This window comes from Streptomyces sp. F63 (assembly GCF_018070345.1).
Taxonomy (GTDB): Bacteria; Actinomycetota; Actinomycetes; order Streptomycetales; family Streptomycetaceae; genus Streptomyces.
Genome location: NZ_JAGPXX010000002.1, coordinates 85,370 through 105,218, shown reverse-complemented (window position 1 = coordinate 105,218; position 19,849 = coordinate 85,370). Strand labels below are relative to the sequence as shown.

The 19,849-nt window shown below is 74.2% G+C and carries 10 protein-coding genes and 1 pseudogene; 6 read left to right on the top strand and 5 right to left on the bottom strand.

Features of this window, described 5'->3' with window-relative positions; genetic code table 11:
• Window positions 1-5: 5 nt before the first annotated feature.
• Window positions 6-1,106 (bottom strand): mechanosensitive ion channel family protein, encoded by a 1,101-nt coding sequence (locus KBZ10_RS02645; protein ID WP_210985826.1) that lies wholly within the window; start codon window positions 1,104-1,106, stop codon window positions 6-8.
• Window positions 1,107-1,370: 264 nt separating this feature from the next.
• On the opposite strand from KBZ10_RS02645, the gene KBZ10_RS02640 reads away from it, so the two are divergent.
• Complete coding sequence (locus KBZ10_RS02640) at window positions 1,371-1,907, top strand: HNH endonuclease (protein WP_030548415.1); 537 nt, start codon at window positions 1,371-1,373, stop codon at window positions 1,905-1,907.
• 156 nt (window positions 1,908-2,063) lie between these two features.
• Here KBZ10_RS02640 and KBZ10_RS02635 read toward each other — a convergent pair.
• A pseudogene (locus KBZ10_RS02635) lies at window positions 2,064-5,034 on the bottom strand (beta-N-acetylglucosaminidase domain-containing protein).
• A gap of 404 nt (window positions 5,035-5,438) precedes the next feature.
• Here KBZ10_RS02635 and KBZ10_RS02630 point away from each other — a divergent pair.
• The 4 genes from KBZ10_RS02630 to KBZ10_RS02615 all read left to right on the top strand — a co-directional run bounded on the left by KBZ10_RS02630 (window position 5,439) and on the right by KBZ10_RS02615 (window position 9,988).
• On the top strand, window positions 5,439-6,908 hold the full coding sequence (locus KBZ10_RS02630) for an amidase (RefSeq protein ID WP_210985825.1): 1,470 nt from the start codon (window positions 5,439-5,441) through the stop codon (window positions 6,906-6,908).
• A gap of 263 nt (window positions 6,909-7,171) precedes the next feature.
• Window positions 7,172-7,447, top strand: a complete 276-nt coding sequence (locus tag KBZ10_RS02625) for a hypothetical protein (RefSeq protein WP_210985824.1) — start codon at window positions 7,172-7,174, stop codon at window positions 7,445-7,447.
• Complete coding sequence (gene malQ / locus KBZ10_RS02620; RefSeq protein ID WP_210985823.1) at window positions 7,448-9,697, top strand: 4-alpha-glucanotransferase; 2,250 nt, start codon at window positions 7,448-7,450, stop codon at window positions 9,695-9,697.
• Between the two features lie 48 nt (window positions 9,698-9,745).
• Window positions 9,746-9,988, top strand: coding sequence for a hypothetical protein (locus KBZ10_RS02615; protein ID WP_210985822.1), 243 nt, complete (start codon window positions 9,746-9,748; stop codon window positions 9,986-9,988).
• A gap of 246 nt (window positions 9,989-10,234) precedes the next feature.
• On the opposite strand, the gene pepN is transcribed toward KBZ10_RS02615, so the two are convergent.
• The 3 genes from pepN to KBZ10_RS02600 form a co-directional block, all read right to left on the bottom strand.
• The gene (pepN, locus tag KBZ10_RS02610; RefSeq protein WP_210985821.1) at window positions 10,235-12,847 is read right to left on the bottom strand and encodes an aminopeptidase N; all 2,613 of its coding nucleotides are present in this window, start codon (window positions 12,845-12,847) and stop codon (window positions 10,235-10,237) included.
• Window positions 12,848-13,067: 220 nt separating this feature from the next.
• A complete protein-coding gene (locus KBZ10_RS02605) occupies window positions 13,068-14,093 on the bottom strand; it encodes an aspartate-semialdehyde dehydrogenase (protein ID WP_210985820.1) in 1,026 nt (341 codons plus the stop codon).
• Window positions 14,094-14,187: 94 nt separating this feature from the next.
• Window positions 14,188-17,496: a S8 family serine peptidase gene (locus tag KBZ10_RS02600; protein ID WP_210985819.1), complete on the bottom strand. Its 3,309-nt coding sequence runs from the start codon at window positions 17,494-17,496 to the stop codon at window positions 14,188-14,190.
• A gap of 473 nt (window positions 17,497-17,969) precedes the next feature.
• Here KBZ10_RS02600 and KBZ10_RS02595 point away from each other — a divergent pair, with 473 nt between their 5' ends.
• Window positions 17,970-19,718, top strand: a complete 1,749-nt coding sequence (locus tag KBZ10_RS02595) for a TIGR03767 family metallophosphoesterase (RefSeq protein ID WP_210985818.1) — start codon at window positions 17,970-17,972, stop codon at window positions 19,716-19,718.
• Window positions 19,719-19,849 lie beyond the last annotated feature (131 nt).

Sequence of the window (19,849 nt, the reverse complement as noted above, 5' to 3'; positions counted from 1 at the left end):
AGCCGCTACTTGGACAGGTGGGGGACGTTCGGGCCGGACGCCGGGGACGACGGCGGCGCGGGCGGGCTCTGCGGCAGCGGAGAGGCGTTGACGGACTGCGGCGAGGTGGGACTGGCCAGGGCCGACGGGGGAGCCACCCCGGCCAGCGGGTCCCGCTGCGGGGCCTCGTCGGCGGGCTCGGGCCCGGCGCCGACGATCCGGATGCCCGCTTCGTCGAATGCCTGCTTGACACGCCAGCGCAGTTCCCGCTCCACTCCGAGCCGTTTGCCCGGCATGGTCCTGGCCGAGGTGCGGATCACCAGGGACTCCAGCGTCATCGACTCCAGGCCCAGCACGTCGACGGGGCCCCACAGCCGCTCGTTCCACGGCTCCTCCGCGGCCATCCGCTCACCGGCCTCCACGATGGCCCTGCGGGCCTTCTCCAGGTCCTCGTCGGGACGCAGGTGCACGTCCACGGAGGCGGTCGCCCAGCCCTGGCTCTTGTTGCCGATCCGCTTGATCTCGCCGTTGCGGACGTACCAGATCTCGCCCTCGTCACCGCGCAGCTTGGTCACGCGCAGACCGACCTCGATGACCTCGCCGCTCGCCACCCCCGCGTCGACCACGTCGCCCACCCCGTACTGGTCCTCCAGGATCATGAAGACGCCGGAGAGGAAGTCGGTGACGAGGTTGCGCGCGCCGAAGCCCAGCGCGATGCCGGCCACGCCGGCGCTGGCGAGAAGCGGCGCGAGGTTGATGCTCAGCACGGAGAGCACGGTCAGCGCCGCCGTGCCCAGGATGACGAAGGAGGTGACGCTGCGCAGCACCGAGCCGATCGCCTCGGAGCGCTGCCGGCGCCGCTCGGCGTTCACCAGCAGACCGCGCAGCGGAAGGCCCTCGGTGGCCTGGGAGGCGCGGTTCATCCGGTTGATGAGCTTGGTGATGGTGCGCCGGACGACGGACCGCAGGGCGAAGGCGATCACGACGATCAGCAGGATGCGCAGCCCCGCGCCCAGCCAGACGGACCAGTTCTCCTCCACCCATCCGGCCGCCTGGGTGGCGTTCTCCTGTGCCTCCCGGAGCGTCGGCGCGGCGGGAGTGGTGGCATCGGCGAGGTACCAGAACACAGCGAAACCCTCCGTGTACGACCCGGCCGCCCGGTGGCACCGGATGGTCCGGCCGGCAGACCAACCAGACTAACGGGACGGGCGGGTTCATCTGTTCGTTCCGCTCGGGGGAGCGACCCCTTCCCGCGGGCCGGGACACCGTGTGGTCGAAAACACTCCTGATGCGTTACGCGGACCTGGTGGCGCCATCACCTGGGCTGAGGGGAAACTATCTGCAGATCGTCCCGGCGCGAGCCACGCGCCGCCGGCGTACAAGGAGGCACCGTGCCGCACGTCCTGGTCCTCAACGCGTCGTACGAGCCGCTCGGCGTCGTACCGCTCCGCCGCGCCCTCGTGCTCGTCCTCAACGGCAAGGCGGTCAGCCTTGAGGACTCCGGCGCCCTGATGCACAGCGCGACCCAGGCGGTCCCCGCGCCCAGCGTCGTCCGCCTGAAGCGTTTTGTACGGGTGCCCTACCGGGGGCCCGTCCCGCTCACCCGGCGGGCCCTGTTCGCGCGGGACGGCGGGCGCTGCGCCTACTGCGGTGCCACCGCGACGAGCGTCGACCACGTCATCCCGCGCAGCCGCGGCGGCCAGCACTCCTGGGAGAACGTGGTCGCCGCCTGCCGGCGCTGCAACCACGTCAAGGCGGACCGGCACGTGTCGGAGCTGGGCTGGCGGCTGCGGCACCAGCCGGCGCCCCCCTCCGGACTGGCCTGGCGCATCATCGGCACCGGGCATCGGGACCCACGCTGGCTGCCGTATTTGCAGCCCTACGGCGCCGAGGACGCCATGGCCCGGATCGACGGCATATCCGCCTAGATCCGGGCCCTCTTGTGCCCGCCGTGCGGCCCGGTGCCGCCCGCGCGCCCGGTGCCGCCCGCGCGCCCGGTGCCGCCCGCGCGCCCGGTGCCGGCGGCGTGCGCGGGCCGGCGCCGTCCGGGCGCGGGGAGGCGGATGCCGCGGCGGGCCCGGGGCTCAGCCTCCGACCGCGTACGCCTCCACGGAGAACAGCGAATAGCCGTACCGGGTGGCGCGCTTCTCGCCCTGGACGCGGATGAACCGGGTGTCCGGCGCGTCCATCCGCACCGACTCCCGGCCGCCGCGGCCGTCCCCGCACGGCCGCCGCGTCCCGCCAGACGCGCCCGTCGGACGAGACCTGGACGCGGTAGCGGGCCGCGTACGCGTCCTGCCAGTGCAGCACCACTTGGCCGACCCGGGCCGGACGGGCCAGTTCCAGCTGGAACCAGGCGTTGTCCTCCGCGGGGGAGGACCAGCGGGTCGCCGGGTCGCCGTCGACCGCCGCCGGCGCCGGGAAGTCGGCGGTCTCGTCGCCCGAGGAGGTGGCCGTGGCCCCGCGCGCCAGATCCGGCCCGCCGGTCTCGGGGAACGCCCGCACGGTCAGCGTCCGCTTCTCACCCGCGAAGTCGAACGGCACTTCGTACGAGCCGGCGGGGGTGTCCTCCGGGACGGAGACCGTCACCGGCACCTCGGTCTTCGTGCCCCGCCGCACGGTGACGCCCTGCGGGACCTTCACCTCGATGCCCTCGGGGGAGGTGGCCACCAGCCGGCCGCGCACGTCCGAGGGCCGTTCCGCGGTCAGCTCGACCGGGACCTCCTCCTCGCCGCCGATGGTGACGTCCGTCTCGCCGTCCGCCAGGTCGAGCCGGGCGTCGGGCAGGTCGGCGAACCACGGCACCACGCCCCGTACCTCCGGGGGCCGCCCGCCGCGCGGCCAGGTGAGCCGCACGGTGTCGGCGCGGACGTCCTTCCCGCCCAGCTGCGTCCAGCCGTCCCCGGACAGCCGGCCCAGGCTCCGCCAGCCCTCCCCGGGGACATGCGCCTCGACGGCCGCGTCGGTGTCCCGGCCGGGGCGGGACAGGACGGTCACCGCGGCCAGCGGGCGGGTGCCGCCCAGGTCGACGCGGAGCTCCCCGGGCCGTTCCGTGTACGCGTCGCGGGGGCGGGCCCGGTCGGCGCCCGTCCAGGCGTCCGCGCGCCCGGCCGCCTTCTTCAGGAACGGGTCGAGCACGCCCTCGCCGACGGTCGCCGGCGAGGCGGCGATCTCCTTCCGGAGCTCCCGCAGCTCCAGCTGCGCCCGCCAGGCCGCCGCGCCGTCCCCGCGCGCCTGTGCGAGCAGCATCTCCACGGCCCGTTCGCCCGCGCGGCCGTAGCGCGCCAGCTGCGCGAGCCACGGACCGGCCTCCCCGTCCGCCGCCAGTTCCTCGCCCGCCGGCCCGGCGAGGTGGTCCCGCGCCCGGCCCATGACGCGGAAGGCCTCGCGCAGCCGTTCGCCCGCCTTCTCCAGCTTCTCGCGGTCACCGCTGCTGTGGGCGGTCCAGAGCGCGTCGATCAGCGGCCGCAGATACGCCGACTCCTTGCCGCCCAGCTCCGAGGAGGAGCCGTGGGCCGCGAGGACGCCCAGCGCCTGCCGGGACCGGGCGTCCGGGCCCGCGAGGGCGTCGACGGCCGCCTGCCAGGACTCCTGCGGCCGGTAGCCGCGCGGGTTCCAGGAGAAGTCGGCCGCCGTGAACAGCGGGATGCGGGAGGCGGCCGGCTGCGTCATGGCGTTGGCCAGCAGCGCGGCGGAGCCGACGGCGACGCCCGGTTCCCGTCCCCGGTACGGGCCGAGGAAGAGCCGGTCCTGCGCGAAGTCGTTGACCGGGTAGTTGTCCATGGTGACGATCGGGTGGCCGAACGCCTCGCGGGCGTCGGCCAGTTCGCCGCCGGTGATGGTCTTCGGCACGACGCCGACGCCCGTCCAGGCGACCTCCACCTCCCGGCGCAGTGCTCCCGCGAGGGCGCTGCGGTAGGCGGTGGTGCCCTCCTGGTAGTACTCGGTGGGCAGCACGGAGAGCGGGACGGCGCCGGGGTGGCGGTCGGCGAGATGACCGGCGACGGCGTTCGCGACCCGGGCCTGGGCCTCGGCTGCCGCCTCCGGCCCGGAGCCGAAGCGCCGGGCGTCCGTGTCGCAGTGCCACTCGCTGTAGCTCACGTCCTGGAACTGGAGCTGGAACGCGCGGACACCCAGCGCCCACATGGCGTCGATCTTGCGGGTGAGCGCCCTGACGTCGTCGTCGGAGGAGAAGCAGAGCGCCTGGCCGGGGGCCACCGCCCAGCCCAGCGTCACGTGGTTGGCGCGGGCCCGTTCGGCCAGCGCGCGGAACTCCCCGCGCTGCCCGGCCGGGTACGGGTCGCGCCAGCGGGTCTGCCGGTACGGGTCGTCGCCGGCCGCGTAGAGGTAGCGGTTCTGCTTGGTGCGGCCCAGGAAGTCGAGCTGCTGCAGGCGCTGTTCGCGGGTCCACGGGGTGCCGTAGAAGCTCTCCGCGATGCCGCGCACGGCGGTGCCCGGCCAGTCGCGCACGACGACGCCGGCGAAGGAGCGGCCGGCACGGTCCGCGGTGCCGCGGTCACCCTCGCCCTCTTCCCCTTTCTCTCCGTCGCCGTCCCCGGAGGAGATGACGAGCTGACGCAGTGTCTGCACGGCGTGGAAGAGGCCGTCGGCGCCCCGGCCGGCGAGCGCGACCGTGTCCCGTCCGCCGGTCCGGCCGACCGCCAGCCGGTAGCCGCCGGACGGCAGATCCGCCGCCGAGGGCGCGCGCAGGGAACGCAGGGCCTCCGCCGCGCTCCCGGCGTCCGCGCGCACCACCAGGGCGTCCCGGGGCGGTTCGCCGTCCGGGCGGACGTCGAGCACCGTCCGGGCGCCGGCCGAGCGCAGCAGGGCGCGCAGCGCGTCCAGCGCGTACGGATCGGTGTGCTCGTCGGACACCAGGGCCACCCGCTCGGTCACCCGGACGGGCTTCCCCTGGGCGCGCAGATCCTGCGGCCGGGGCCAGACGGGCGGTACGGAGCCGTCGCCCTTGCGGTCCTCGGCCGTGGAGGCCGGGCCGCCCGCGGGGGAGGGCGCCGCGGCCGCTCCGGGCGCCGTTCCGACGAGTCCGCCGATCATCGCGGCGGCCAGCGCGGTCGCTCCGGCGACGCGGGGACGCAGCCCGCCGGCGGGGCGGCCCCGGCGCCGGCAGCCCGTGTCGCGCGGCCCGGCGGGTTCCCCCGCTGTCCGCGTGCCGCCCCGTCCGTCGTCTGCGCCGCCACCGAGCGGGCCGGTGAACCGGAACTGCACGGTCGTCTCCTCGCCCTGTCCAGACCTGCCGGCCGCCCGCCCCCTCGGGGGGCGGAACCCCGGGCAACCGGAAAGAGCCCACCACCGCCCCGGGAGAAGTGTCAACGTTCGGGCCCCGCATGTCCCGATTGGCGAGGTATGGCGGGGGTGTTGGCGGGAGCAGGGCGGGTATACGGCGGCCTTGGCCGGACGCGTCCGCCGGCCGGGGGCGGCCCCGGTCCTACAGTGGGCGGATGGCGGATCCCCATGAGTTGACGATGCTCGAACAGGCCACGGCCGTGCGGGGCGGGGAGCTCTCCCCGGTCGAACTCGCCGAGCACTATCTGCGCCGCATCGAGCGCCTGGACGATTCCGTGGGCGCCTACCTCACCGTCACCGCCGACCGCGCGCTGGACGGCGCGCGGCGGGCCGAGCGCCTCCTCGCGCGGCGCACGGCGGGCCGCGGCGGCACCGCGGGCGGCGGTGACGGGCTGCCGCCGCTGCTGGGGGTGCCGCTGCCGGTCAAGGACCTCGACGCCGTGCCGGGCGTCCGCTGCACCTACGGCTCCGCCGTCTTCGCCGGGCACACCGTCCCCGAGGACGACGAGGAGCCCCGGCTCGTCGCGCTGCTCCGGGAGGCCGGCACCGTCCTGCTGGGCAAGACCAACACCCCCGAGTTCGGGCTGCCCGCCTACACCGAGGGCCGGGCCGGGCCGCCCGCCCGTTCGCCGTACGACCTCTCGCGGGGCGCCGGGGGGTCCAGCGGGGGCGCGGCCGCGGCCGTGGCCGCCGGACTGGCGCCCGCCGCGCAGGGCAGTGACGGCGGCGGCTCCATCCGCATCCCCGCGAGCTGCTGCGGCATCGTCGGTGTGAAGCCCAGCCGGGGCCGGGTCAGTCCCGCCCCGGGCGGTGACGTCAGCGGCCTGGCCACCGCCGGGCCGCTCGCCCGCACCGTCCGGGACGCCGCGGCGCTGCTGGATGTGATGGCTGCCCCCGTACCCGGCGACCCGGTGCCGCTGGCCGCGCCGGAGACGCCGTTCCTCCGCTGGTGTGACCGGACCCCCGGCCGGCTGCGGATCGGCCGCTGGGCGCGTCCGGACGTGCCCGGTGTCACCGTCGCGCCGGAGGTGCTCGCCGCGTACGAGAGGACGTCCGCGCTGCTGGCCGGACTGGGGCACGAGGTGGTCGATCTGGAGCAGCCGCTGCGGCCGGGGGACCGGGACACCTTCACGCCGGTCTGGGCGGTGATGGCCGCGCTGGCGCCCGTCCCCCCGGAGCGGGAGGCGGAACTGCTGCCGCTGACGCGGTGGCTGCGGGAGCGCGGCCGCGAGGCTTCCGGGCTGGACTACGCGCGGGCCCTGGAGTCCATGCAGCGGGTCGGCCGGCGGCTCGCCGCGGCCGTGGCCGGGTGTGACGCCGTGCTCACCCCCACGCTCGCCCAGCCGCCCGCGCCCGTGGGCGCACTGCGGAACGACGCGGACCCGGCGGCCGATTTCGCCGCCCAGGTGGCCTTCACCCCGTTCACGGGGCCGTGGAACATCGCCGGTCTGCCCGCGGTCTCCCTGCCCGTGGAATGGACGGAGGACGGGCTGCCCGTCGGGATGATGCTCGGCGCCGCCCACGGGGCCGAGGGCCCGCTGCTGGCGCTGGCCGCGCAGGTCGAGGCGGCCGCCGTGCCCCGTCCGCGGGCGTGGGGCTGGGGGCCGCGTCCGCGCGTCTGGTGAGCTCACCAGGAGGATAGGCGATGTTATGTCCCGTTTTTTTCGTTGCCTCCGCCACTGACCCCCTTGTTGCTCTCGCAAGAAATCCGCCGCCGTGACTACCCTTTCGGCTTCAAGCCCTGCGCCGGAAGTGCCGTCCGGCCGCGAAATCAACCCATCGGGGAGCGATTGTGACGAGAGCCACGTTCGCCCCGCGTTTGGGTCTGCCACGGCTCCAGCGGGGTAGGGCTGCTGTGTCGTACCGACCACGAACTACGGAGGCCCAGGTGGCCACATCCGCTCTTCTCCTCTCGACTCTCTCCAAACCCGGCGACCCGGTCGAACCGTTCAATCCGCTGGACCTCGACGGACTGACGGACATCGACTCGGGTCTCGACGGCGCCAGCTCCGGCGAATACTCCGAGCCCCCGCTCACCAGCGAACCACCCCTGCCCGACAGCAACCCCCTCACCAGCGAGCCCGCGCTCGCCACCGAACTTCCGCTGACCAGTGAACCCACGGCGACCGGCATGGGCGCCGGTCTGGAGTGCACGGAGGTCTGAATGGGCCGCGCGCGGCTCGCAGCACTGCACGGGGTCGCAACGTCGTACGAGCCCTCTCCGGGCCGTACGCTCCGGGTCCCCGAGGACACCGTCGTCGCCGTGCTGGCCTCGCTGGGGGTCGACGCCTCGACCCCGCAGGCCGTCCGAGCCGCCCTGGACCGGCGGGAACGGGCCGAGCGTGACCGGCTGCTGCCGCCGGCCGTCGTCGTGACGACGGGCCGGCCGCCGCGGCCCGGAACGCTCCCCGGCCTCCCGGAGGACGCGGTCCTGCGCGTCCGCACCGAGGCCGGCGAGAGCCTGGACTGGGACCCCGGCCCGGCCGTGACCCTGCCGCCCGGCTGCCACACGCTCCACGCGGAGGCACCCGGCGGCCGGTCCGGCCGGGCCGTCCTGATCACCGCTCCCGAACGGATGCCCGAACCGCCCGGCCGCACCCACGGCTTCCTCGTACAGCTCTACTCCCTGCTCTCCTCCCGGTCCTGGGGCATGGGCGACCTCGGCGACCTCGCCGAGTTCGCCGCCTGGTCCGGCCGGGCACTCGGCACCGGCTTCCTCCAGCTCAACCCACTGCACGCCGCCGTGCCCGGAAGCCCCACGGACCCCTCGCCGTACCGGCCCTCCTCCCGTCGTTTCCCCGACCCGGTGCATCTACGCGTCGAGGACATCCCCGAGTACGTCCGGCTGCCCGCCCCGGAGCGCGAGCGCGCCGCCGCCGTCGCCGCCCGCGCCGAGGCCCTGCGCGAAGGCGTCCTGCGCCGGGGGGCGCTCATCGACCGCGACGCCGTCTGGCGCCTCAAGCGCGAAGCGCTCGAACTCGTGCGCGCCGTGCCCCTCGGCCCGGGCCGCCGCGCCGCCTACTGCGCCTTCCTCGCCGACCAGGGACAGGCCCTCGACGACCACGCCACCTGGTGCGCCCTCGCCGAACTCCACGGTCCCGACTGGCGGCGCTGGCCCGGCGGCCTGAGCGATCCGCGCTCCCCGCAGGCCGCCCGCGCCCGCGGCGAGATCCTGGACCGCGTCGACTTCCACTGCTGGCTCGCCTGGCTCACCGACAGCCAGCTCGGCACCGCGCAGCGCTCCGCCCTCGACGCCGGCATGCCCATCGGACTGGTGCACGACCTCGCGGTCGGCGTCCACCCCTCCGGTGCCGACGTCTGGGCGCGGCAGGACGTCTACGCCGCCGGCATGTCGGTCGGAGCGCCGCCCGACGCCTTCAGCCCGCACGGGCAGGACTGGGGTCTGCCGCCCTGGCGTCCCGACGCCCTCGCCGGCACCGGCTACGCCCCCTTCCGGGACCTGCTGCGCGGGCTGCTGCGGCACGCGGGCGCCCTCCGCATCGACCACGTCATGGGGCTCTCCCGGCTCTGGTGGGTCCCCGAGGGCCGCCCGCCGACCGAGGGCGCCTACGTCCGCTACGACACCGAGGCCATGCTCGCCGTGCTGGCCCTGGAGGCGCACCGGGCCGGCGCCGTCGTCGTGGGGGAGGACCTGGGTACGGTGGAGCCGGGGATGCGGGACGCGCTCGCGGAGCGCGGTGTCCTGGGCACATCGGTGCTCTGGTTCGAACGCGATTACGAGTCCGCCGGGTCCGCCGGCGCCGCCGCGGCCACCGGGGCGACCGCCGGTACGTCCGCCCCCGGCCCCGGCCCCGCCCCGGCCGCCGGCGCCCGGCAGCGGCCGAGGCCGCTGCCGCCCGAGCGCTGGCGGGCCGACTGCCTGGCCACCGCCACCACGCACGACCTGCCGAGCACCGCCGCCCGGCTGACGGGCGAGCACGTCGGACTGCGGCACCGGCTGGGCCTGCTGACCCGGCCACTGGCCGAGGAGCAGGCCGAGGACGCGGTGGAGATCGCCGACTGGCTGGCGGTGCTCAGCGAACTCGGGCTGCTGTCCGGGGGGCGGGGGGACGAGGAGGCGGCCGTCCGTGCCGTCTACCGCTTCCTGTGCCGCACCCCGGCCCGCATGATCGGTGTCTGGCTGCCGGACTGCGTGGGGGACCGGCGCCCGCAGAATCTGCCCGGGACCTGGGACCAGTACCCCAACTGGCGGCTGCCGGTCGCCGACGCCACCGGCCGCCCCGTCACCCTGGAACAGCTCGCGGCGTCACCGCGCCTGCACGCCCTGATGACCGACCTCGCCGAGCACCTGGCCGCCGCACCGCCGGGGGAGGCGGAGGACGCGGACGACGCGGACGACGCGGACGACGCGGGGGAGGCGGGCGGCGGCACCGGCGCGGCCGATCGGCCATAAGGGGTACCCGGTCGCGCGGGCCCGCCGGACGTTCGCTACGTTGGCACCGTGGACAACAAGAACGTGCTGCGCACCGGTGCCGTCATGGCCGGTTCGACGCTGATGATGCTGCTGATGTCGTCCCCCGCGTTCGCACTGGTTCGCGACGCCGGTGACGACCCGGGTCCGGGCCTGAGCGTCGGCGAGACCCTGGGGCTCTATGTCGCCCTCCCGGTGATCTCCTTCCTCGTCATCGCCGGCCTGGTGATGGTGCTGGACAAGTCGCACAAGCAGGAGAAGCGGCAGGCCTGAGCCGCCGCCGCACCCCCGCGCCCGGCGCGCGCCGCCCCCGGAACCCGTGTGGTCCGGGGGCTGCTGTGCGTCCGCCGCCCGCCCCGGACTCCCCGGGGCCCGCTCCGTCCGGAGCGAGCGCCGCGAACGGCGGGCCCGGGCCGTGCGCCCGTGACGCACCGGCCGGCCCCGCCGCTCTCCGCTTCCCCGCCTCTCCGTAACCGTCGGACGCCTCCGGCCGGCGCCCTTCGCGCCGCTGTCGCGGCCTCAGACAGCGGCCGCCGCGTCCGCCGCCTGCGCCGTGAGGGCCCGTTCGACACCGGCCCGGGACTCGGTGACCAGCCGGCGCAGGGCCGGTGTCGGTTCCGCGGAGTCCAGCCAGGCGTCCGTGGCGTCCAGCGTGGCCTGCGAGATCTGGAGCGCCGGGTAGAGGCCGACCGCGATCTGCTGGGCCATCTCGTGGCTGCGCGACTCCCAGACGTCCTTCACCGCGGCGAAGTACTTCGCCGCGTACGGGGCGAGCAGTTCCTGCTGGTCGGTCTGGACGAAGCCGCCGATGACCGCGCCCTGCACGGCGTTCGGCAGCTTGTCCGACCCGACCACCGACGCCCACGCCTCGGCCTTGGCCTCCTCCGTCGGCCGGGCCGCCCGCGCCGTCGCCGCGTGCTGCTCGCCCGCCGAGGTGCGGTCGCGTTCCAGCTCGGCCGCGATCTCCGGCTCGTCCGCCCGGCCGGTGGCCGCCAGCCGCTCCAGCAGCGTCCAGCGCAGCTCGGTGTCGACGGTGAGCCCCTCGACCGTCTCCGTGCCGTCCAGCAGTCCCCGCACCAGGTCGAGCTGGGCGTCCGTGCGGGCCGTGGCGGCGAAGGCGCGGGCCCAGGCCAGCTGGTGATCGCTGCCCGGATCGGCCGCCCGCAGGTGCTCCAGGGCCGCCTCGCTCCAGCGCGCCTGGCCCAGCTCGCGCCAGGACGGCGCCGCGTACAGGGCCAGGGCCAGCTTCACCTGCCGGTGCAGCGACTGGACGACGCCGATGTCCGACTCCTTGCCGATCCCGGACAGGACCAGCTCCAGATAGTCGCGGGTGGCCAGTTCGCCGTCCCGGGTCATGTCCCAGGCGGAGGCCCAGCACAGGGCCCGCGGCAGGGACTCGGTGAAGTCGCCGAGGTGCTGGGTGATCACGGCCAGCGACTCGGGGTCGAGCCGCACCTTGGCGTACGACAGGTCGTCGTCGTTGAGGAGGATCACGGCGGGGCGCTTCTTCCCCGCCAGCTGCGGCACCTCGGTCAGCTCGCCGTCGATGTCCAGTTCGATCCGCTCGGTGCGGACCAGCTTGCCGTCGCGCAGCTCGTAGCAGCCGATGGCGATGCGGTGCGGGCGCAGCGTGCCCAGCGGCGGGCCGTCCTCGCCCGACACGGAGGCCTTGGCGCCCAGCGGCAGCGCCGGGGCCTCCTGGCGTACGGCGAAGGAGGTGATCGTGGAGCCGTCGGCCGCGATCTCGGGGCGGAGGACGTTGATGCCGGCCGTCTCCAGCCACGCCTGCGACCACGCCCCCAGGTCGCGGCCCGAGGTCTCCTCCAGCGCGCCGAGCAGGTCGGAGAGGCGGGTGTTGCCCCACTCGTGCCGCTTGAAGTACGTCTGCACGCCGCGGAAGAACGCGTCCGTGCCGACATACGCGACGAGCTGCTTGAGCACCGAGGCGCCCTTGGCGTACGTGATGCCGTCGAAGTTGACCAGGACGTCGTCGAGGTCCCGGATCTCCGCCATGATCGGGTGGGTGGACGGCAACTGGTCCTGCCGGTACGCCCAGGTCTTCATGGAGTTGGCGAAGGTGGTCCAGGAGTGCGGCCACTTCGAGCCGGGGGCGTGCGCCTGGCAGGCGATGGAGGTGTAGGTGGCGAACGACTCGTTCAGCCAGAGGTCGTTCCACCACTCCATGGTGACGAGATCGCCGAACCACATGTGGGCCAGCTCGTGGAGGATGGTCTCGGCGCGCGTCTCGTACGCCGCGTCGGTCACCTTGGACCGGAAGACGTACTGGTCGCGGATGGTCACGGCCCCGGCGTTCTCCATCGCGCCCGCGTTGAACTCCGGTACGAAGAGCTGGTCGTACTTCTCGAACGGGTACGGGTAGTCGAACTTCTCCTGGAACCAGTCGAAGCCCTGCCGGGTGACCTCGAAGATCGCGTCCGCGTCCAGGTGCTCGGCGAGGGAGGGGCGGCAGTAGATCCCCAGCGGCACCGAGCGGCCCTCGCCCTCCCAGGTGCTGTGCACGCCGTGGTACGGGCCCGCGACCAGCGCGGTGACGTAGGTGGAGAGCCGCGGGGTCGGCGCGAACCGCCAGACGCCGTCCGCCGGCTTCTCCGCGCCGTCCGCGAGCGGGGCGCCCGAGATGACCGTCCACCCCTCGGGCGCCGTCACGGTGAACGTGAAGGTCCCCTTGAGGTCCGGCTGTTCGAAGCAGGCGAAGACCCGCCGGGCGTCCGGCACCTCGAACTGGGTGTAGAGATACGCCTGCTGGTCCACCGGGTCGACGAAGCGGTGCAGGCCCTCACCGGTGTTGGTGTAGGCGCAGTCGGCGACCACCCGCAGCTCATTCGGCCCGGCCGCCAGGGACGGCAGCGTGATCCGCGATTCGGCGAAGACCTCCGCCGGGTCGAGCGCCTCGCCGTTCAGCACCACCTCGCGCACCGCCGGCGCCACCAGGTCGACGAAGGTGCCGGCCCCCTCCTCGGCCGCGTCGAAGCGGACCGTGGTGACCGAACGGAAGGTCCCCCCCTCCGGCTCCTGCGCGTTGCTCAGGTCCAGCTCGATCTCGTACGCGTGGGTGGTCAGGAGGCGCGCCCGCTGCTGCGCCTCCTCCCGGGTGAGGTTCGTGCCAGGCACGGTAGGCATCTCCCATTCGTCGGACGGAACGGCCATCCTCGCACGGGGCGCCCCCGTGATCGCAGCAGGTTTCGCCGAGCCGCCGGGCCCGGTTCCGGCAGGTCTCCGGGGCCGCCGCGGAAGGGCGCCCCGCTGGTCGCAACGGACTGGACCAGTGCCGGAAACGACCGGTCCCGGCCCGCGACGGACCGGGACCGGGGGACCGGGGACCAGGCCGGGATCAGCCCGCCTGGGCGACGACCAGTTCGGCGATCTGCACGGCGTTGAGCGCCGCGCCCTTGCGGAGGTTGTCGCTGGAGCAGAAGAGGGCCAGCCCGTGCTCCACCGTCTCGTCCGCGCGGATGCGGCCGACGAAGGTCGGGTCCTGGCCGGCGGCCTGCAGCGGGGTGGGGACGTCCGACAGGGTCACGCCGGGGGCGCCCGCGAGGAGCTCCTTGGCGCGCTCGGGGCTGATCGGGCGGTCGAAGCGGGCGTTGATCTGGAGGGAGTGGCCGGTGAAGACGGGGACCCGGACGCAGGTGCCGGAGACCTTCAGCCCGGGGATCTCCAGGATCTTCCGGCTCTCGTTGCGGAGCTTCTGCTCCTCGTCGGTCTCGGCCGACCCGTCGTCCACGACCGATCCGGCCATCGGCAGCACATTGAACGCGATGGGCCGCACGTACTTCTGCGGCTCGGGGAACTTCACGGCCGATCCGTCGTGGGTCAGGGCCGTCGCGGACGGCGCGGCCTCGCGGATCTGCTCGTCCAGCTCCTGGACCCCGCCCAGCCCGCTGCCGGACACCGCCTGGTACGTGGAGACGACGAGGGAGGACAGCCCGGCCTCGGCGTGCAGCGGGCGCAGCACGGGCATGGCCGCCATGGTGGTGCAGTTCGGGTTGGCGATGATCCCCTTGGGGCGCCGCATGGCGGCGTGCGGGTTGACCTCAGCGACGACCAGCGGGACGTCGGGGTCCAGCCGCCAGGCGGAGGAGTTGTCGATCACCACGGGGCCGGCGGAGGCGACCTTCTCGGCCAGGGCGCGCGAGGTGGCGCCGCCCGCCGAGAAGAGCACCACGTCCAGGCCGGAGTAGTCGGCCGTGGTCGCGTCCTCGACGGTGATCTGCTCGCCCTGCCAGTCCAGGGTCTTCCCGGCCGAGCGGGCCGATGCGAAGAGCCGCAGCCGTTCCACCGGGAACGAGCGTTCGGCCAGCATCTTCCGCATCACGCCGCCGACCTGTCCGGTGGCTCCGACGATTCCGATCCTCATGGGACGCCTTCCTGTGCTGCTGCCTGTGGTGCCGTACTGCCGGCGGGGCGGGTGCTCCGAGAGCGCCCGCCCCGCCGTCCAGTGTCTCAGGCCGCTACGGAAGGACCTTTCCGATCTTGACGCTGCCCTTGCCGGTGACCGTGCCGTGGGCGTTCAGCAGGCTGACCTCGCCGAAGAACTCACGGCCCTCCGGAGCCGCGCCGTTCACCACGACCTCGGCTCCCACCTGCGCGGACGCGCCGTTGCCGAGCTTCACGACCGCCGATTCGTCCACGGTCACCTCGCCGAGCGAGGAGGCGTAGAACACATCGAGGTAGTCGTACTCGGTCGTGCCCGCGGGCACCGAGTAGCCGTCCACCACCACGGTGTAGGTGCCGGCCGCGGGCTCGGTGAGCGTCACCGACTCCTCGGAGTCGCCGTCCGCGTCGTAGTCCACCAGCGCGCCGTCCTTGTAGACCGAGAGGTCCAGGTCGGCGCCGGTGTCGGAGGGTGAGCCGATGGTCACGTCCAGCCGGGAGACGCCCTCCGGGACCTCGACGGTGGTCTCCTGCGAGGCGCCGTCGCCGATGGACGGGCGGGCGCTCTTGGCCGAGCCCAGCTCGCCGCCCTTCAGCTTGCCGTCGATGGCACCGAAGCCGTTGGTGACCTTCCAGTCCACCGCGGCCGGAGTGCCGATCCGGGCCTCCTCGATGGTCCGCACGGCCGGGTCGAACACGGTGCCGAGTGCCGTCGCCGTCACCGTGTACGGGTTGTACAGCAGCGGCGAGGTGCGCCGCGACTCGACCTCGATCTCCCACACGCCCGGCATCGGGTCGGCGTAGCCGCGCCGTGACGGGTCACAGGTGTTGTTGGGGCTGCTGTAGTTCGGGTAGCAGTAGATCGTGCTGCTCGGGTCGACCGGCACGCCGTACGGGTTGATGGCGATCCACCGGGTCTGGCTGCCGTCCTTGAGCCCGTCCATCCGGATCTCCAGGCTCTTGGCGCCCTCCGGCACGGTGACGAAGTACGAGGTGTTCCGGTTCCGCTCGGCCTTGCCGGACTTCTTCACCGCGTACGACGGGGCGGCCAGCTCGTCGGCGACCACGACGCTCGTCAGGATCTGCTTGTCGGTGCCCCGGGTGCGCCGGTCGTCGAGCTCCAGGACGGCGCTGTGGAAGCCGGCGGTGCGGGCCTTGGCCCGGACCTTGACGGTGACCGGCTTGCCCAGCGGCAGGTAGACGGTGTCGTAGCCCGCGAGGGAGAAGGTGCCGTCGTTGTTCGCCCAGTTCAGCTCGTGCCGGATCCGGCGGTCCGGACCGCTGGTGCGGGTGATGCTGACGTCGTACGTCCGGGACTGGCCGGCCTTGAGGCCGCCCTCGCGGTCGTAGACGCCGGTGCCGCGGTGCGGGGTCTTGAGGTAGCCGGAGAGGACGGTGTTCACCGGGGCGGAGACGGTGTACTCGTGGGCGCTCGCGCCGTTGCGGATCGCGGACCAGGCGTCCACCACGTCCATGAGCCCGGCGCCCTGCTCGTACGCCTGGAAGCCCCTGATGCGGTGGGCCGTGCTGGTCAGCGCGGTGCGCAGCTTCGCCGGGGTGAGCTCGATCTTCTTCTGCTTCGCGGCGGACAGCAGCAGCGCGGAGGCGCCGGCGGCCTGCGGGGAGGCCATCGACGTGCCCTGCAGCATGCCGTAGCCGGGCGGCAGCTCGTAGCCGGCCTCGGCGACGGGCTGGCCGGGCTGCCAGCTCGGGACGGTGTTGATGGAGGCCCCGGGCGCGGCGAGGGTCGGGGTGAAGCCGCCGTCCTCGCGCGGGCCGCGGGAGGAGAACGGCATCATCGAGTAGCGGGTCCGCATCACGGAGCCGTAGTTCGCCGCCCAGGTCTCGCGGGAGGCGGAGGCGCCGACGCTGATCACCTTGTCGGCGAGCGAGGGGTCGCCGATGGTGTTGGCGCCGGGCCCGCTGTTGCCGGCGGAGATGACGAGCTGCACGCCGTAGGTGTCGATGAGCCGGGTGTACAGCTCGGAGCGGGCGTTGTTGCCGTCGTTCAGCGGGGGCAGACCGCCGATGGACATGTTGACGATGTCGACGCCGCGGTTGACGACGAGATCGATCATGCCCTCGGTGAGCGCGACGTTGGTGCAGCCGCCGGACCAGGTGCAGGCGCGCGAGGAGACGAGCTTCGCGCCGGGGGCGGCGCCGTCCATCTTCCCGCCGAAGAGGCCGTTGGCGGCGGTGATGCCCGCGACGTGCGTGCCGTGGGAGCCCTCGACGACGCCGATGTTGACGAAGTCGGCGGTCTTGCCGGTCCAGTCGCCGCCGTACGGGTCCATCGGCACGTCCTTGCGGATCTCCACCACGAAGGGGATCCGCTCGGCGATCGCCGTGTCCGGGTCGTCGGTGCCGAAGTAGGCCACCTGGAAGCCGTCCTTGTACGGCTTCATCGCCTCCTGGTCGCCGAAGTCCCCGTCGTCGTCGAGGTCGACGCGGACGGTGCCGGCGGCCGGGTCGTACAGCAGGCCCCAGGTGTCGGTGGTGTCGCCGTCCCGGTTGAGGTCGCCCGCCATGTCGCCGCCGGTGGTGGCGGACTCGGCGAAGCGGCTGACGCGGTACGAGCCCTCGGGCGCGGTCCAGGTGCGGCCGGCGTAGGTGAAGGTGGGCCCGGAGACGTCCTGGACCATGGGGCGCCAGGTGCCGTCGCCGTCCACGATCGGGTCGGTCGCCGTCACCCAGTCGGTGATCTTGCGCTCGCCGGTGGTGGTCTCCTGGAGGGCGGGGTGCCCGAGGTCCACGCCGGAGTCGAGGATGCCGATGGTGATGCCCCGGCCGTCCGCCTTCGGGTGCTTCTTCACGAAGTCGACGGCGCCGGTCTCGTGGGACGGCTGGTACGGGTTCTTCGCGGGGGTGTTCTCGTCCGGGCCGTCGTACGAGCCCCTGGGGCCGGTCCTGGCGCCCTTCGCGCGGTCGCCCTTCGGCGTCGGGTCGGGCAGCTCGATCTCCTGGCGGAGGTCGATGCCGTGGACGGCGGAGAGTTTCGCGGCCTTGGCGATGGCCGCGTCGGCGCGGCGGGTGGGCACGGTGGCCCGGACGTAGCCGAGCTTGTCGTAGGCGCGGCCGACGGAGGCGCCCTTGACGGACTCCAGTTCGTCGACGGCCCGCTCGGTCGCCCCGGGGGCGGTGGCGAGCATCATCGTGATGTTCTTGTCGCCGTCGGACTTGGCCTCGGCGAGCAGTTCGGCGTCGGCGGAGCCGAGCTTGTCCTCCGCGGACTTCGCCGGGGCGGGGGAGGAGCCGGGGCCGCCGTCCGCGGCGAAGGCCGGGACGGGGCCGGCGGCGGCGAGCGCGGCCACGAGGCCCGCGGTGATCGCCGCGCGGGCCGCGCGTCTCGGGCCGGACGGCGGCTCGGGTATGGGAGAAGAAGGCATGGCCACCCTTGTTCGGAAATCGGATCCGGTTGACCGCACTTATATGTAAGTGCGAAGAGTTTGGGGAGGGTTGGGCGCCCGCTGAGCGGACGGTGGCGTATTTCCGCCACCGCCATTCGGGGGCGAAGCGGGTGCCAAGCCCCAATTCGCCGGTGGTGAAAGTTCGTTGAACGTCGGGCGAACGCCCTCCCCGGCCGCCCCGGAGGCCGTGCTGCCGCGGTCTCCACCGCTGTCCCGTCGTCGTGCTGCCATCCGCCCCGGCGCGGGCGCCCGGTGAACTCCGGGTGAGCGGCGGGGAACCCGCGGGCCGGAGCCGGATGACTGCTTCCCGTACCGGTGATCGATGTGCCGCGATGGGCGCCGGACGTTCCGGCCTCGTTCAAACGCAGGCCACCCCCGGTGCCAAGCATCCGGGTGAGCGGGGCCCGCCCCCCGCTTCCGCCGTGTCCGCGCGCAGCACCCGGGGAGCCCCCATGTCCCGCACCGGATCGACCGACTCCGCAGCCCTCCACCGCCGTGCCCTGCTCGCCACCGCCGGTGCCGTCGGAGTCTCCGCCGGCCTCGGCGCGGCCCTCGGTTCCGGCGGCGGACCGGCGGAGGCCGCCACCGCGCCGCCCCGCCCCCGCTCCGCCGGGCCCGCCACCGCGCCGTCCGCCGCACCGCCGGACCGCGACCGCGGCACCTCCTTCCGGCACGGCACCACGCTCGACACGGTCGCCACCCCGCGCGGCACCACGGGCTACCGGCGGCTGGGGGAGGGCCCCGGCTGGCCCCGCGTCGTCCGCACCGAACTGGCGTCCGCCCGGGGCGGCAGAGACGGCCGGCGCACCACTCTCGCCTGCTTCGTCCAGTTCACGGACCTGCACATCGTCGACGTCCAGCACCCGCTGCGCTACGAGTATCTGCGCGCCTCGACGGCCAGCGCCTGGCGCCCGCAGGAGGCGCTCTCCGTCGCCGGCACCGTCTCGCTCATCGAACGCGTCAACGCGCTGCCCGGCGGCCCCGCCACCGGCAGCCCGCTCGCCTTCGCCATGACCACCGGTGACAACACCGACAACAACTCCCGGGCCGAACTGCAGTGGTTCCTCACCGCCATGAGCGGCGGCCGGATCATCCCCAACACCGGCGACGAACGCCGCTACGAGGGCGTGCAGAACAGCGGCCTGCCGCTCTACTGGCAGCCGGAGGACGCCCTGCGCGACAACGACAAGCAGCTCGGCTTCCCCCGCATCGACGGCTTCCTCGGCGCCGCGATCCGCGAGGTCCGCAGCCCCGGCCTGCGCATGCCCTGGTACTCAACCGTCGGCAACCACGACACCCTGCCCGGCGGCGCCTACGCCCGCGGCGGCTTCTTCGCCGAGTTCGCCGTCGGCGGCCGCAAGCTGGAGAACCTGCCCCCGGCCGAGGGCGCCGCCCTCTGGGCCAACGTCAGGAAGGCCGCCGACCCGGAGGGCCGACGCTTCGAAGAACTGCTGCGCTCCCGCACCCGGGGCATGCGCCAGGTCACCCCCGACGAGCGCCGCGCCCCCTTCACCCCGCTCGAATACGTCACCGCGCACCTGGACCCGTGGCACACCGGCCCCGGGCCGCGCGGCCACGGCTACACCAGCGACAACCTCGCCGAGGAACGCCTGTACTACTCCTTCCGCATCGCCGACGGCGTCCTCGGCATCAGCCTCGACAGCACCGACAACGGCGGCCACTACGAGGGATCCCTCGGCACCGCGCAGCTCCGCTGGCTGGAGCGGACCCTCGCCGAGCACCGGGACGAGCACGTCCTGGTCTTCAGCCACCACACCGGCGCCACCATGCGCAATCTGCGCCCCGACCCGGCCCGGCCGGACGAGAAACGGCACGGCGGTGAGGAACTGCTCGCCCTGCTCGGCCGCCACCGCAACGTCCTGGCCTGGATCAACGGGCACAGCCACAAGAACAACATCACCCCGCGCGACGGCTTCTGGGAGGTCTCCACCGCCTCACACGTCGACTTCCCCCAGCTCGCCCGGGTGATCGAACTGGTGGACAACCACGACGGCACGCTCTCCCTCTTCACCACGCTCGTGGAGTCGGCCGCCCCGTACCGGGTGGACCACGCCGACCTCTCCCAGACCGGACTGGCCTCCCTCTACCGCGAGTTGTCCTTCAACACCCCCGGCGCGCGCACCACGCTCGCGGGAGAGCCCGGCGACCGCAACACCGAACTGCTGCTCGCCCGGAGCTGACCGCCGCCGACCGCCGCCGACCGGTGCTGCCGCAGCGCGGGAGCACCCGGCCGCGCTCCCCGGCCGGAACGCGCCGCGGGACGGCCGGAACCGGCCCCTCCGCCCGCCCGGGCCGGAACGGGATCAACCCC